Genomic DNA, 14265 nt, shown 5'->3' on the forward strand with positions numbered 1-14265 from the left:
GAGAAAGCCAAATAATTTTTTGAAAGAAAACCAACAGTTTTCACCCCGAAAGTAAGCTGGTGAAAGAATACAATCGATTGCAGAAATCTCCTGATTTATTGGGCGTTTGAGCATTAGACACACAAAACCCCTCCGCACGCCGATGGTGGGAGGGGTCCAAGTTGTTTGATTTTAGAGTTAAGGTGGGAACTTAGTCAGCGACCACGTTACCAACGCGGGCGTAACCTACCGCATGCCACCAAGGGGCGTGAACGGCTTCCGTAACCACACCACGGTTTTGGGAATCGATCATCTTACCGTTACCGACGTATAACCCAACGTGGGAGATGGAACGCTTGCTACCACCGAAGAAGACCAAGTCACCCTTCTTGATGTGCTTGTAGCTAACGTGCTTGTACTTGTTGTATTGGGCTTGTGCGGTCCGGGGAATCTTCTTGCCAGCACCCTTCTTGAAGACGTAGCTGGTAAAGCCGGAGCAGTCGAAGCGGGAAGGACCAGTGGAGCCCCAACCGTAAGGCTTACCTAATTGTGCCTTAGCGACCTTGTGGATCTTGCTGTAGGACATCTTGGAAGCGGCTTGGGCTTCGGTTTGGTTCAGTTGCGTGCCGATGAAGGCAAATGCAACGATAGCAACTAGGGACATAACGATTTTAACTAACGACTTCTTCATAAAAGTAAACAAACTCCTTATTTTTTAGCTCGTATTTAAACAACTTATTTTTAATCACTCGTAATCGATGTGTTTAATACTATCAGGGAGTTGTTACAGAAGTGTCTCAAACCATTATCAATCCAATTAAAGTCATGGATAAGTCTGTAAAATAATGCGTTAATTAGCGGGATAGGCCCGAGGGAAATGCCGGTGGGCCGCCATTTCTGGCGTTAAGGTGATTTGTTGCAGGCGGTGTGTGGTTCGGGGCTTAAAATAATAAGTCAGGGTGTCGAAATCGATAATTCCACGATAATGGGTGTAATTATGGTTGGTTTCGAACCGTCGTTGGGGGTCGAACGGCAACGCAACGTCGGCCAACCAGCTAAAAATTTGGGGGATGGCGTCATGGGTCGTCGCCAGTTGGGGAGTTCCCCAGCGGGTAATTGCCATGTGCACGAACCGTTTAGTGGGCACCGGTCCAGCTGGCAGGGGCTGACCGCTTTTAAGGTATGTACTAGCCGCCTGAACCGTGGCCGCCGTGAACTGGTCGCCGGGGACCTGGAGGAACTGGTTAAGGTTCTGGAGGTGCCGGTCGAGGGTGGGGGTGTTGGTCAGGACACCACTAGGATTCAGTTGGGCGTGTAAGGTCAAGTCGGTGGGTTCGATCACCAGCGTTTGCCCCTGACGGTCACTAAGGATCCAGTGGAAAGGGTAGACGTAAGGGTCGTTGCCCCACCGGCGGTTCACCAGGGTCACCCGCGGGAGGTCGGCCAGCACGGCTTCCAGGGTGGCGTGTTCACCCAAGACCCAGTTGATGAAGTCCTGCGGGGTCAGGTTGATCTGACCGGCGACGGGCTGGTCCGCGTAGGTCACGGCTCCGGGTAAGTAGAGTTCGGCGCAGCTGATGCCGGTCTCGTTGACGCCGTCGGCCATCAGGTAGGCGGGCCGGTCGGCGGCGATACGGCCCCCACCTAAGAGGGCGTAACGGGTCTTACGGTCGGCGCCCAGCGCCGTTTGCCAGTGGTACTGCCGGGGCAAGAAGACGGGCCGCCAGGGCGTGGTGGTGGGAAAGTCCATGGTTCGGGCAAATAAATGGTGGTGTGATGCGGTGGTGTAGGTTAAACTAGTACACACACGGAAGACCTCCTTATAGGTAGTTTTTCGAAGCATTGATGACGCAACGGTGCACGTTGCGTTGTAAACTAAACGTGGCTCAGCGAAAGTCGCGCTTCAGGTTACCGATACCTCTAGTATAACGGAATTTGTCGCGACTGGTGCTTGTATTCGGACGCTGAATCTCGTAAGCTAAAAGATAAATAAGAAGTCCCTACGGGGGTAAGATTTGGAAGGGAACGGACGACATGAAATCAACTTGGAACTTAGTTGGGATGGCCTTATGGTTATTGGTCTTGGTCACCTTAATCTGGATGACGCACGATATGCGCGTGCGGCGGATTCATTTAATCGTAAAAGAGGGACGGAGCTTTTCCTGGCGGAACTTTACCATTTCCACGGTGGAACTGGTGGTCTGGCTACTGTTCTTCGGGGGGATGAGTTACACCACCTTCTTCCAGAACGTCAACCAGCTGGGCAGTCGGGTCAATCAGACCACGCGGTACGAACCCTTGGTCTTGAGTACGGGGGTCGGCAACGGGTCGTCCTACTACGTCGAAGTTCGGAACGGTCAGGGACAGAAGCCGATTCAGCGCTACACGTACCTGACGGAAGGGGAACGGTACCAGGTCGACAGTATGTCCGCCACCGTTTCCGCGGGGAAGCACCCCATCAACCTGCCGGCATCGGCCTACCACTGGAACCGTAAGGCGGTCGCTAAGTACGACCAGCGCCACCAGAAGGCCTGGGTCGGTGTGATTGAGACCACTTACAAGAAGAACTGGGTGAACGGGATTGGCCTCCACGCGGGGCGGTTAGCGAACCGGTTCACGTTGATTCGGATCCCGGATCACTCGTTCATGGTCCAGAAGTAACCAATGGTAAAGGAGGATGCAACGGATGACTAGTCAAGCAGACTACATTGACCAGCTCGGCCTCGAACCTCATCCGGAAGGGGGCTGGTTCAAGGAAACGGCGCATAGTGAGGACCGGTACTTCGCCTTGGAGAGTCACGGGCAACGGTATCGGTACACGGCCATTCTGTTCTTGTTAACGGCGGGCAACCCGTCGCACTTTCACCGGTTGAACCACGATGAACTCTGGTTCTTCCACGATGGGGCGCCTCTGACAATTCACTGTATCGCCCCCAATGGCCAGTACTCGACGGTCAAGTTGGGGTTGAACCTAGCAGCCGGGGAGGTTCCCCAGTTCCGGGTCCCCCGCGAAACCATTTTTGCTTCGGAAGTCACGGTCCCGGACAGCTTCGGCTTAGTCAGTTGTGTGGTGGCCCCGGGCTTCCACTACGATGATTTTGAGTTATTCACTAAGGACCAGCTACACCGTAAGTATCCTAAGCTGCCAAAGGTCATTGACCGCTTGGCGCTAGACAACATCGATTAGGGCTGACGATGGAGATTCAAGCCACCATTATTAGTCATGGCCAATCAATTCAAAAAAACTGAAAACTTCCGCCCGACCAGGGAAATTGTCCTGGGTTGGGCGGAAGTTTTTTGGTGTTTAAGGCGGGGGATGGCGGTCTACGTGTTAGCTTTGGCGATGGTCAACTTTACCAAAGCGGATGGGATCATAAAAAAGACTACTTCCGCAAAGAAGTAGTCCCCCAATAATACCGCACTAGGCTTGCGAACTTGTGGCGACCGTTGCACCGGTCGTCACTTTTTATATCTTGAGTTATACGACAATCGTTGATTAGATTGGTGATGACTAGCACCAAGTGCCTTAAGCCAGGTGAATCAAGGCCACGCCCGTAATCATGATGATGAGGCCCAGAATCTGGACCGGGGTGATCGGGTTCCGGGGACTGCCTAACCAGCCGAAGTGGTCGATCAAGAGGCTCCCGGTCATTAAGCCAACTAGGACGATGACCACGGTCAACCCCGTACCGACGACGGGAACTAAGTAGACGTTTCCCAGCACGTACAGGGCACCGATGATGCCGCCCAGCCACATCCACCAGGGGTTAGTCTGACCCTGGGGATGGTGCAGTTGTAGGGGCGACCGCAAACCTAAGTTTAAGAGCAATAGGGCCAGGGTCCCCACCAAAAAGGACACGAAAGCGGCGTTCAATGACGAGGCCAAGACTTTTCCTAGGTGGCCGTTGATGGCGGATTGAGCGGCACTCAGCATACCGACCAGCACCCCCAGTAGGCGCCAAGGCCATAGCCCGTTGCCGGGAACCGTGGTCTGATCGTAAGTCTTCCGGGTCAGCAGCCAGGCCCCCACGGCGACCGTGGTGATGACGCCGACTAGGACTAGTAACGCGCCCACCAGCCGAATCGGTGTCAATGGGCTGACCTTGGCGTGGAACCAGCCGTAGTTGTCGATCAGAAGGCCCATCAGAATCTGGCCGAAGACCGGCAGAATCACGGTCTGGACGCTTCCTAGTTTAGGGAAGAGCAGGATGTTGGCGGTCAGGTACAGGACGCCGAAGATACCACCGATTCAGAGCCAAGCGGGCTGGGTCCGAAAGAGCTGGGGGCTAAAGAGGAGGTGGTGGTCGACCATCAGCGTGGTCCCCGCCAGGAAAAGCGTGCCGATGGTAAAGGAAATCAGGGACGCCAAAAATGGGGTCCCCACGGCCCGGCGCAACCGGGAATTAACACTGGTTTGGATGGGGAGGCCGATACCGATGGCGACCCCGATGAGTATGGCAAACACAAAAACGCCTCCTTCGCATTGGATGATTACTCTTAGTAAACACCTAATGGCCTGGAGGCGGGGCAAATTAGCTCACTTATTTAAGTGGTCGGACTTAGAAATCGTTGGGGTCGGCGGCTAAAGGCTGATAGGCGTCCATGTCGGCGTCACGGTAGTCCCACCATTCGTTGTCGTAGCCCACGAACCCGGCCTGGGTCATGGCTTGGTCGAGCAACTGGTAGTGGGCTTCCTGAGTGGGCGTCCGGGGAAAGGTGCGGTGGGCCCGTTCGGAGAAGTCGTCGAAGGCGCTTTGCATCTCGAGTTCGTGGCCGGCCTGGTCACACAGGGTCAGGTCGAAGGTCACGCCCTTTTGATGGGAGAAGTTTGGGTTGGGTGGGGCCACGAAGCTGGGATTGGGATAGACGTCAAAGAGTCGTTGCTGGGCGGTCACCGGTCGGTAAGCGTCCCAGACCTTGAGACGGTAGCCCTGGGTTCGTAGGGTGGCGCTGGCCCGAGCCAGTTTTTCGGCGGTCCCGGTGCGGGCAATCGCCGTGGTGAAATCGTAGATCACTTGGTGGGTGAAGTTGCGAGTGGTCGCGTAACGCAGGTCCACGATGATGCTGGGGTCCAGCGTCTGAATGTTGGTGAAGCCAGTCTGGTCATGCATGGGAATCCCTCCTGTGTGTAAGTGCTTCCAGTATACCGGGCGCCTGGTGAAAAGCCAACCCAAGCCCTTTAACCAAAAAATCGCCTCCGAATGGGAGACGAACGGGGCATTATTTAATCGATTCAACATGGTCCTGGGCGTAGACCCCAATGTCGGCGATGTGGACGGTTCCGGCGTGGTGCTTGCCGTTGACCGTTAAGAGACCAATCTTGTTGTAGGCCATGGTGGTGGTCGAATCGGCGACCACCGCCACGCCTAGAGTCGCGCCGGTGTCGGCGTTGATCCCCGAGGGGACGTCGATGGCAACGGTGCTAGCGTCCGTGGCGTTGATCGCGTTGATGGCCGCCGCAAAGTCACCGGTGACCTCGCGACTCAAGCCCACGCCGAAGATGGCGTCGATGATGGTGGTCGCGTTGATCACGTCATTGAGTTCCGTGGTGAACGGAATCTGGTAGTAGCGGGCGATCTTTAATTGTTGCTGAGTCTGCTCGGAAGCCTTGTCGGGGTTCCCCAACAGGTAGATGGACACGTTAATGCCGCGAATCTTTAAGAGGCGCGCGACCGCGATGCCGTCACCGCCGTTGTTCCCAGTAGCTGCGACGACCACGACGCGGGTCAGGTCGTAGTCGTCATTTAAGAGGTTGTTGAAAGTCGCGAGGGCGGCGCGTTCCATTAAGACCATGGACGGGATGCCGATGTCGTTGATGGTGTGGGCGTCGTAGCGTTGGGCTTGGGCAATCGTAATGGCTTTACTCATGAGAATTCCCTCCTTGAATCTAAATCTTGAATCGGTAGTTGCCTTACAGATCATCGAACGGGTGATCGAAGTTTAAGACTTGCACCGACAGTTGTTGGAGCTGTTCGGTCAAGGTTTGAAAGTCAACGGGTGCATCATTCGGCGTCACGTGTTGCCACCAGTGGTGCAGGACCTCAATGGCCCGGGTGACCAGCTGTTTGCCTTTAGTGGTCAGGGCCAGTTGCTTATTGCGCCGGTCGGCGGGGTCATCCGTCTTGACCAGTAGGGAGAGGTGGACCAGGTGGCGGACCATCCGGGTCATCAGCCCCTCATCCACCGCAAGTGTGCGCGCGGCCATTCGCTGATTGATGGGGCTGGCTTCGGATACCAACACCAGAAGATAGAACTCGGTGATGTTGATGGGTACCTGGTCGGCCTCCAGAATCTGGTTCATGTCGCGCTGAAATTGGCGGTGGAGGATTGCTAAGTTGGTGGTAAAGTCGAGAATATAGTCTTCCATCGTAGCCCCTCCTTGAAGCGTTATGCTCATCTCCTAGTTTACACCAGATAGGCGGGAAGGATAATGATTCGTCTCATAGGTTTCGGAAGTCGGAAGTGATAGAATAATTGTAAAACAAACTTTAGGGGGCACCAACGTGTTTATTCAAATTCCAACCGACATGGACGAAGTCGCTATGCGCCAACTACAATTGAAGAAAATGGGCGATGACCGCTCAGAAGACGCCATCATCCAACAGGCCGTCTTGGATACATTTCAGGCGTTCTTAGACCAGATTGAAGACGGCCACTACGATACTGCGAGCTGGCAGGGCAACGACCTAATCGTGACCGACATTCTGGGGCACCAGACCGCCACGGTCAAGCCACAGGGACAGTCGCTGATCGAAGACTTTCGGCAAAGTGCCGACCAGACCCAGCAGTACCTGCAAGATCAAGCCATCGAGGCTGCGGGGTCGCGCTAGGACTGGCGAGCTGCACTAGTTTTGACATGACTTCAGGAAGGGGTGTTTCCGGATGGAACAGGAATCGTTGTTTAGGAACCCCCAGCAGGAGCCTCTGGCCAGTCGGGTTCGGCCGCGGACCTTGGACGAGTTCGTGGGCCAGACCCACCTGCTAGGCGCCGGGAAGATCTTGCGGGAGCTGATTGAAAATGACCAGATCTCCTCGATGATCTTCTGGGGGCCGCCGGGCGTCGGGAAGACCACGCTGGCGGAAATCATTGCCCACCAGAGTCAGGCCAGCTTCCTGCGTTTCAGTGCCGTGGATAGTTCGATCAGTCAGATCAAGAAGATCATGCGGCAAGCCGAAGCTGACCGGGAAATGGGGGAACGGACGCTGGTCTTCGTGGACGAAATCCACCGGTTCAACAAGGCCCAGCAAGACGCCTTTCTGCCCTACGTGGAACGCGGCAGTATCACCCTGATTGGGGCAACTACCGAGAACCCGTCGTTTGAAATCAACTCGGCGTTGTTGTCGCGGTGTAAGGTCTTCGTCTTAAAGGCCTTGACCACCGACGACATTGAACAGTTATTGACCAACGCCATCGCCAGTCCCAACGGCTTCCCCCAGACCCAGGTGACCTTAGAACCCGATACCTTGCGGGCCATCGCGGAGTTCGCCAATGGGGATGCCCGGACGGCGTTGAACACGCTGGAGATGGCGGTGCTCAACGGCGATAAGCAGGGCAACCAGGTCAAGGTGACGATGAAGGACCTCAAGCAGTTGATCAGCCAGAAGTTCGTCCTCTACGACAAGACGGGGGAGGAACACTACAACATCATCTCGGCGTTGCACAAGTCGATGCGCAATAGTGATGCTGATGCGGCGATCTATTGGTTGGCACGGATGCTGGAGGGTGGCGAGGATCCGCTGTACATTGCTCGGCGCCTGGTGCGCTTTGCCAGTGAAGACGTTGGGCTGGCGGACACCAATGCGTTGAACGTGGCCGTGAATGTCTTTCAGGCTTGTCAGTTCTTGGGGATGCCGGAATGTAACGTTCACTTGACGGAGGCCGTGACCTACTTGGCTTTGGCTCCCAAGTCTAACGCCATCTATAAGGCTTGGCAGGGGGCGGCTAAGGATGTTAAGGATAGTCGCGATGAGCCGGTGCCGCTGCAGTTACGCAACGCGCCGACTAAGCTGATGAAGGACCTCGACTACGGAAAGCATTACCAGTACGCCCACGATACGCAAGATAAGCTGACCACCATGCAGACCATGCCGGACGCGTTGGTGGGCCACACTTACTATCACCCCACGGATGAAGGCCGCGAGAACCTCTTCAAGAAGCGGCTGGACTACGTGCGGCAGTGGCACCGGGACCATCCGGAACCGGGGCCGTCGAAACCCGCCGATAAATAAACGGATAAATTATTCACCATTCACCCTGGTTTTGCGTTAAACTAGAGGGTGAAAGGCGCCCTTAGTGTAATGGATAGCACATGAGATTTCGGTCCTCATGATCCGAGTTCGACTCTCGGGGGGCGCATTTTGTATCAGGAATGGTCGGGAATCAACGGCAAAACGTTGATTTACCGGCCTTTTTGTTTTTCGTTATACGGAATAAATAGCATAAAGTCGGATGCTAATGTAACCATTTTGTAACCATTTTTAGATGACATCGCTAATTTGGTAGACTTGCGCGGCAACCTGTTTTGAATTCAGGTGGGTATAGATGTTGAGCGTTATTTCAATATCTGAGTGACCAAGTTGTAGCTGTAAGGCCTTGACATTGACACCGTTTATTACTTGAATTGAAGCAAAGGTGTGGCGTAATCCGTGTACCGTAATACGTGGCAAGTGTACATTAGAATTTTGTGTATTTACCTGGTCTATGAGAGTATCTAACCAATGATTCGGGGTCATTAGGGATAATGGACCACCTTGTTGGTTTCGAAAAATTCGTTGGTCTTTGGTGGGAATGACCAGTAAACTTTTACGGTATCTTTTCAAGTATTTACCGGCAACAGGGTCAAGCGCAAGTGTACGGTATGCGTTTTGTGTTTTGGGGCTACCTACAGTTTGCCCATTATCTAGCTTCCTGGTCATTGTTTTATCAATCGATACCGTCCCCTTGGCGAAATTAACATCATTCCAAGTCAACGCGAGGAGTTCGCCCTTCCGCATGCCAGTAGTAGCCAGTAGATAGAATAGTGCTAGCCGATCATACCGTGGTGTATTTTCATCAACCCTAGTGAGATAGTTAAGGAATAAGGATAACTCTTGGGAAGTCCAATAGTTGTGTTTGGTCTTTTCAGAGACGCTCTTATTTTTTGTTACATCAACGAGATCCATTGGATTGGTGGAGATAAGCCCCATTTTTTGTGCTGTCCGGGAAACAAGCCGGGTGTATTGAGCTACCTTGTTAAAGTCAACTAAGTTCTTTCGCCATTTTAGAACAGTGCTTTGACATTCCTGCCACGTTACACTAGTGACATCTCGATTTTGAAACACAGGTAAAATGTGATTTTTAAAGATGCCTTCCACTCGATTTAGGGTGCTTTCTTTAACACTTTCTTGATAAGATTCTAACCAGATTGCGTAAACGTCCTTGAATTTTAAGGTGGATTCTTGTTCTTGTGATTGGGCCTCCATATTGTCGAATCTTTCTTGCTCTCGGGAGTAGGCTAGGGTGGCGGCTTTAGAAGACTCAAATCCACGACGATGAAAATTTTTTCGCTTGGTTTCGCCAGCCGCCGTTTTGATAACTCCCAAGTACCCAGAAACTTCGTAATATGTCTTACCTTTACTCTTATATGATTTAATCTTCATTTTTATATCCTCCAATTGTCTGTGCGAGGGACTTTTGGAGTGTAACTTGTGGCATCACCACCTTTCATTTATAATTATTTATGTAAAAGGGCGCACTAGTGCCTTTGAACGATATGCGTGCATCCCATTATCTTGGCGGGTAGGGGGATGCACCTTTTTTATTTACGCAAAATCTTACGGTCGAAGTAGGCCAGAAGATTAAGTAGATCATATGTCACATCTTCAGATTCTTTATCAGATAGCTGACGGCCCTCTATGGTATAGGTTCCACCATTGAACCAGATTGCTATCCAACGTTTTAAAGTTTCGCGAAGGTCAACTGACCTCTTACCATGAGAAGTTGTAAAAACAGCTCCGTGGGTCAGTATCATTTCTCGTAGTGCGTCGTTTCCGGTTTTTTCCATAAAAATCACTCTCGTATTATTTAAATAGAAACATGCTAAGTTACTTGTCTTTGTGGACGATGTCGACTAGATTACCGGAGTGTGCTGAGTAATAAGCGTGGTTTTCCTCGTTTACTAGCTCAAAGGATGTGTTTGAGACTTTTTTTGAAATATACAATGACGATTTTTTCATCCTATTAAGTAATTTATCTAAATTAGGCGTTGACGTGTTTGAGTTCTTGATGTTCTGGTTTAATTCCTTGATTAGCGTCTTATCTGACAGCTTAATTTGAAACGCTTTAGTGTATTTGTTATAGGTAATATGGCCATCGCCCAAATAGTCTGATGCTAATTTTGAAAGTATCGGGCTAATTTGATTGTGATGAGAAGAAGTTATGCTAGAACTAGAACTACTTTTCGTTGTTGTTTCTTTAGTTGGCGTTATAGATGCGGCGTAGCCAGTTACTAGTAGTCCAACCAAAATAAGAATTAATGGATAACGCTTTTTCTCTCTTTTGATAAAACTATAAATCAACCAGGCGATTCCACCAAAGATTCCCCCTACAATTCCAATGGCTCCCAGAAAGGCTTCCATGCGTATACCTCCAAATATAGACAGCTTTTTACGTCATCAGTATCTGGACGTTAAGTCACAAGCTTAAAGCCTTACCGGGAACCTTGGTAAATGAAAGTGGGCCAGTGGTGTGGATTCGGTATCCTTTATAAATATCCCCATCAGTAAGCTGTGTTTTAAAATAATTGATGGCATTAAGTACAAATCCTTCTGGAAGCTCCAATTCTTCAGCAACCTCATAATTGCTTTGGAGTCCCAAATTGTAGCAATGGATTAGATCGTCAATGCTGATGATGGCTTTATACGCAAGGCGACGGGCAAGTAGCTCCTGTCGCCTGTTTTTTAATTGGCTTTGATTAAGGATTACACCAACAGAAGGAGAGCGTAAAATATCTTGTGTAAATGCATAAAAGATTTCTGAATTGTATAGAAATAGGGAATGCCTTCCCTTATGATATTTAGTAACCACAGAAAACATCACAGGAGGCATTCCCCATGAATGAACTTACCACAGAAATTATCGCTGCACTAGCCCAAAAGCAAGATTTGGACGAAGTTTTTCGTCACCACCTCGAAATTGCGATTAACCAGCTGCTTCAAACCGAATTGGCAGAGTTTTTGGGTTACGAACGCTACTCATACGCTGGGATTAACACTGGTAATAACCGCAACGGCAGTTATGAGCGCTCGTTTGATACGAAGTACGGCCAACTTAGCTTAACCATTCCTCGAGATCGCAATGGCCGGTTTGAAAATCATACCTTGCCAGCCTACGGTCGGCACAGTGATAATTTAGAAACAACGGTCATTCAGTTGGATACCAAGGGAATTACCACTGCTGAAATTGCCGAACTCATTGAGAAAATGTACGGTGCTCACTACTCCAAAGCCACGGTTTCCAACATGACTAAAGCCGTCAATGAACAGGTTCAAGCTTTCCAGCAACGGCGACTGGCTTCACAATATGCGGCCATCTTCTTAGATGCCACTTACTTGCCGTTAAAGCGGGATACCGTTCAAAAAGAAGCCGTTCATATTGCGATTGGCATTCGTCCAGATGGTACGAAAGAAGTGCTGAACTACCAAGTGGCGCCAACGGAATCGACTGGAATCTGGACTGAACTGCTGGGAACCCTGATTAAGCAAGGTGTCAAAGATGTGCTGTTGTTTGTGGCCGATGGTTTAGTTGGTTTGGATGAAGGCTTAAATCGGCATTTTCCCAAAGCTAAACGACAACGTTGCCTGGTTCATGTTGGGCGTAATTTGATGAACAAAGTTCGTGTGAAAGACCGCAAGGCCGTGATCAGTGACTTTAAACAAGTTCATCGGGCCGCCAACCGTGAAGCAGCCGAACTGAAACTGAATGAGTTCGCCAACAACTGGCATCAGACCTATCCCAAATTAATCAAAGATCTGCTTAAAATGCCGAATTTACTCACTTTCATGGACTTTCCACCAGCTATCCGGCAATCACTATACTCCACTAACCTGATTGAGAACTTTAATAAGCATCTCAAGCGCACCACCCACCACAAAGAACAATTTCCAACGGAAGATTCACTGGATCGCTTCCTGGTTTCTCAGTTTAATGTTTATAACGAGAAGTCTCTGAAGCGGATCCACCGAGGGTTCAAAGGACTACAGGACACCTTGGAAGCATCATTTATTTAAGTTAGATACATATTATATGTACGAAGGCATTTCATTTACACAAGATTCTTGACGCTACCAACAGAAGTCAACATATGCATGAATTCTTCAGTTAGGATTACTTGCTTGTCAACTTCTGGCTGATTGGGTTCAAGAAAGATGAATGGTTTCCCATTCTTAACTTTAAAAGCACCATACATCCCCGTGTGTTCTTTAAGCCCCCGCAATTCAATGATTTCGACATACTTTTCGTAGACGGCTTCAAGCTCTTCAAATTTCGACATTTCCAAATAAGATCACCTTACTTGTTCCGGTTTTCGTGTCTATCTATGGCGGCATCTAAGAATTTCGAAATATTCTTAGCTTCATCGTCATTGATGATGTGGCTGCTATCTGCCTGATGGGCAGCCAATGTTTCAGGAAAGGCTAAAGATTGATTTTCGTATTGTTCTTTAGCATAAGAATAGACACGCTTTTGGTACATGGCGTTCAATTGGGACATTACCTTAGCGGTTTCGTTAATGATTTCTGAACTAGGTGAAGTGGATAGTATTTCGCTGTCGTGAAAGCGTGGGTCAATATCAGCCTTGTTCTGTCCTAAAGCATCAGCCATCTTTTGGACGGCCCCAGCATTAGGTGTAGAACGGCGGGCAACGTATCCTGATATGGTAGATGCCGGGATCCCAGTGGCTTTTGATAATTGAGCCTGAGTCATATGCTTTTCGGTCATATAATTTTTTAAATTCGTAGAAATTATTCCGCGAATATGCTTTTCCAAAGGCGAAAGCTCATGGCGAGGCATAAAATCACTTCCTTAAATGTATGATGTTATTATAACGAATAAATTCGTGGAATACAACAAAATAACGAATTTATTAATTAAAAAAACGAGTTTAGTCGTTGACAAAACGAATAAACTCGTTTAACATGACTTATGTATTAGAGAGGGGGCAAAGGAATGGGAACAACAATCCAAATCACTTTAGAGGCGGCTCGTAGAAACGCAGGTTATTCGCAGGCTGAGGCGGCTAAGCGAATAGGCGTGCACTATCAGACGTTGGCTGCGCTTGAAAAGGATAGCTCTAAGATTGGCTTTTCAGAAATGAATGACCTGTCTAGGCTTTACCATATACCGAAAAATAATATTTTTTTCGGTAACAGAAACGAGTTTATTCGTTTACTAAGATCTAAGGTGAACTAATCATTTTTGCAAGAAGGGTGGTGACTACGTATGGCTTTAGCAATTCAATTAACAGACGATGCGATGAAAGAGTTACAAGACACCATGATAGCTAGTGCTACCAAGGCCTTCAAGTTAGCTGCAAAGCAAGAAGCATTGCCATTCTGGATGAAAAAGGGAGAGGCAAAGATATATGCCAATGTCGATGACAAAACGCTGACTAAGTTCATCAAGGACGGATTGCGGGTCTCGGTTAAAGATGGAGTTCAACGGATTTCTAAAAAATCGATTGATGATTATTACGCAGTCCATGAAATTTAAAAGTCTGTGCGAGGGCGGTGACGGTGTGGTGATTGAAATTAAGACAATGTGGAAAAGTCTGATGGCTCCCATCTATGACTGGTGCGGATTATTAGCACCAGATGAAAAGTGGGCCGATTGGTCAGTGATGTTCTTGTTAGGGATCATCATGGTTGAGTTGGTGGTGATGTAGTTGGAAACAGTAATCTTATTCACTTTGGTTTTTGGACTAGGCTTACCCATTCGGTTGGGATATGAAAGGTGGAAACAAAATCATGACAAATAAAGAACTAGCAGCACACTGGCACGAGAAGTTAATGCGGACGCCGGCGAGTTATCAAGCCCTGGCAACATACCGTTTCAAGCAGTGGGAGAAGTTTGAGGTGCTCGCACGTGATGAGGAGTACATGAAGCTTCGCCGTGAATCTAATTAGAAAGGGTGTGATCATATTATTCACGTGCGCACCCTAGCCGACCTGGTTTATCGGTCACCAAAGCACCCGTGGTTGTTTAAACTGTGGCGGCACAACAAAAAGGCCAGCTACCGCAAATAGCTGACC

The 14265-nt window shown here is 49.6% G+C and carries 19 protein-coding genes, 1 tRNA gene and 1 pseudogene; 9 read left to right on the forward strand and 12 right to left on the reverse strand.

The window, feature by feature from the left end:
• Positions 1-190: 190 nt before the first annotated feature.
• Complete coding sequence (locus RIN67_RS01545) at positions 191-670, reverse strand: C40 family peptidase (protein WP_056944850.1); 480 nt, start codon at positions 668-670, stop codon at positions 191-193.
• Between the two features lie 159 nt (positions 671-829).
• Positions 830-1786, reverse strand: coding sequence for a linear amide C-N hydrolase (locus RIN67_RS01550; RefSeq protein WP_313826080.1), 957 nt, complete (start codon positions 1784-1786; stop codon positions 830-832).
• A 227-nt stretch (positions 1787-2013) separates the two neighbouring features.
• Here RIN67_RS01550 and RIN67_RS01555 point away from each other — a divergent pair, with 227 nt between their 5' ends.
• Both RIN67_RS01555 and RIN67_RS01560 read left to right on the forward strand, forming a co-directional pair.
• A complete protein-coding gene (locus tag RIN67_RS01555) occupies positions 2014-2640 on the forward strand; it encodes an LVIS_2131 family protein (protein WP_024747138.1) in 627 nt (208 codons plus the stop codon).
• Between the two features lie 25 nt (positions 2641-2665).
• The gene (locus tag RIN67_RS01560; protein WP_264999704.1) at positions 2666-3166 is read left to right on the forward strand and encodes a cupin domain-containing protein; all 501 of its coding nucleotides are present in this window, start codon (positions 2666-2668) and stop codon (positions 3164-3166) included.
• Between the two features lie 339 nt (positions 3167-3505).
• Here RIN67_RS01560 and RIN67_RS01565 read toward each other — a convergent pair.
• The 4 genes and pseudogenes from RIN67_RS01565 to RIN67_RS01580 all read right to left on the reverse strand — a co-directional run bounded on the left by RIN67_RS01565 (position 3506) and on the right by RIN67_RS01580 (position 6346).
• Positions 3506-4444, reverse strand: a pseudogene (locus tag RIN67_RS01565) (DMT family transporter).
• A 94-nt stretch (positions 4445-4538) separates the two neighbouring features.
• Entirely contained in the window at positions 4539-5090 is a 552-nt protein-coding gene (locus RIN67_RS01570; RefSeq protein WP_264999703.1) for a M15 family metallopeptidase, read from the reverse strand.
• A 109-nt stretch (positions 5091-5199) separates the two neighbouring features.
• The gene (locus tag RIN67_RS01575; protein WP_024747142.1) at positions 5200-5847 is read right to left on the reverse strand and encodes an NAD(P)H-hydrate epimerase; all 648 of its coding nucleotides are present in this window, start codon (positions 5845-5847) and stop codon (positions 5200-5202) included.
• A gap of 43 nt (positions 5848-5890) precedes the next feature.
• The gene (locus RIN67_RS01580) at positions 5891-6346 is read right to left on the reverse strand and encodes a MarR family winged helix-turn-helix transcriptional regulator (protein ID WP_024747143.1); all 456 of its coding nucleotides are present in this window, start codon (positions 6344-6346) and stop codon (positions 5891-5893) included.
• 136 nt (positions 6347-6482) lie between these two features.
• Between RIN67_RS01580 and RIN67_RS01585 the strand changes: the two genes are divergently transcribed.
• From RIN67_RS01585 to RIN67_RS01595, 3 genes are all read left to right on the forward strand, one after another.
• Complete coding sequence (locus tag RIN67_RS01585; RefSeq protein ID WP_024747144.1) at positions 6483-6809, forward strand: hypothetical protein; 327 nt, start codon at positions 6483-6485, stop codon at positions 6807-6809.
• Between the two features lie 52 nt (positions 6810-6861).
• Entirely contained in the window at positions 6862-8208 is a 1347-nt protein-coding gene (locus tag RIN67_RS01590) for a replication-associated recombination protein A (protein WP_264999702.1), read from the forward strand.
• A 55-nt stretch (positions 8209-8263) separates the two neighbouring features.
• Positions 8264-8335 (forward strand) — tRNA-Arg (locus RIN67_RS01595).
• Between the two features lie 122 nt (positions 8336-8457).
• Here RIN67_RS01595 and RIN67_RS01600 read toward each other — a convergent pair.
• The 4 genes from RIN67_RS01600 to RIN67_RS01615 all read right to left on the reverse strand — a co-directional run bounded on the left by RIN67_RS01600 (position 8458) and on the right by RIN67_RS01615 (position 11056).
• A complete protein-coding gene (locus RIN67_RS01600) occupies positions 8458-9618 on the reverse strand; it encodes a tyrosine-type recombinase/integrase (RefSeq protein WP_264999701.1) in 1161 nt (386 codons plus the stop codon).
• A 158-nt stretch (positions 9619-9776) separates the two neighbouring features.
• On the reverse strand, positions 9777-10022 hold the full coding sequence (locus RIN67_RS01605; protein ID WP_264999700.1) for a hypothetical protein: 246 nt from the start codon (positions 10020-10022) through the stop codon (positions 9777-9779).
• Between the two features lie 40 nt (positions 10023-10062).
• Positions 10063-10596, reverse strand: a complete 534-nt coding sequence (locus tag RIN67_RS01610; RefSeq protein WP_264999699.1) for a hypothetical protein — start codon at positions 10594-10596, stop codon at positions 10063-10065.
• A 55-nt stretch (positions 10597-10651) separates the two neighbouring features.
• A complete protein-coding gene (locus tag RIN67_RS01615; RefSeq protein WP_264999698.1) occupies positions 10652-11056 on the reverse strand; it encodes a hypothetical protein in 405 nt (134 codons plus the stop codon).
• Positions 11057-11070: 14 nt separating this feature from the next.
• On the opposite strand from RIN67_RS01615, the gene RIN67_RS01620 reads away from it, so the two are divergent.
• Positions 11071-12246, forward strand: a complete 1176-nt coding sequence (locus RIN67_RS01620) for an IS256 family transposase (RefSeq protein WP_313825884.1) — start codon at positions 11071-11073, stop codon at positions 12244-12246.
• A gap of 35 nt (positions 12247-12281) precedes the next feature.
• Here RIN67_RS01620 and RIN67_RS01625 read toward each other — a convergent pair whose 3' ends face one another.
• Both RIN67_RS01625 and RIN67_RS01630 read right to left on the reverse strand, forming a co-directional pair.
• Positions 12282-12509, reverse strand: a complete 228-nt coding sequence (locus tag RIN67_RS01625) for a hypothetical protein (RefSeq protein ID WP_264999601.1) — start codon at positions 12507-12509, stop codon at positions 12282-12284.
• 17 nt (positions 12510-12526) lie between these two features.
• Entirely contained in the window at positions 12527-13027 is a 501-nt protein-coding gene (locus tag RIN67_RS01630; RefSeq protein WP_024748154.1) for a helix-turn-helix domain-containing protein, read from the reverse strand.
• A 156-nt stretch (positions 13028-13183) separates the two neighbouring features.
• On the opposite strand from RIN67_RS01630, the gene RIN67_RS01635 reads away from it, so the two are divergent.
• The 3 genes from RIN67_RS01635 to RIN67_RS01645 all read left to right on the forward strand — a co-directional run bounded on the left by RIN67_RS01635 (position 13184) and on the right by RIN67_RS01645 (position 14139).
• A complete protein-coding gene (locus RIN67_RS01635; RefSeq protein ID WP_390894453.1) occupies positions 13184-13426 on the forward strand; it encodes a helix-turn-helix transcriptional regulator in 243 nt (80 codons plus the stop codon).
• Between the two features lie 30 nt (positions 13427-13456).
• A complete protein-coding gene (locus tag RIN67_RS01640; protein WP_024748156.1) occupies positions 13457-13726 on the forward strand; it encodes a hypothetical protein in 270 nt (89 codons plus the stop codon).
• A gap of 254 nt (positions 13727-13980) precedes the next feature.
• Positions 13981-14139 (forward strand): hypothetical protein, encoded by a 159-nt coding sequence (locus RIN67_RS01645; protein WP_158422988.1) that lies wholly within the window; start codon positions 13981-13983, stop codon positions 14137-14139.
• The last annotated feature ends 126 nt before the right edge of the window (positions 14140-14265 follow it).

Source organism: Levilactobacillus namurensis (assembly GCF_032197885.1).
Classification (GTDB): domain Bacteria; phylum Bacillota; class Bacilli; order Lactobacillales; family Lactobacillaceae; genus Levilactobacillus; species Levilactobacillus namurensis_A.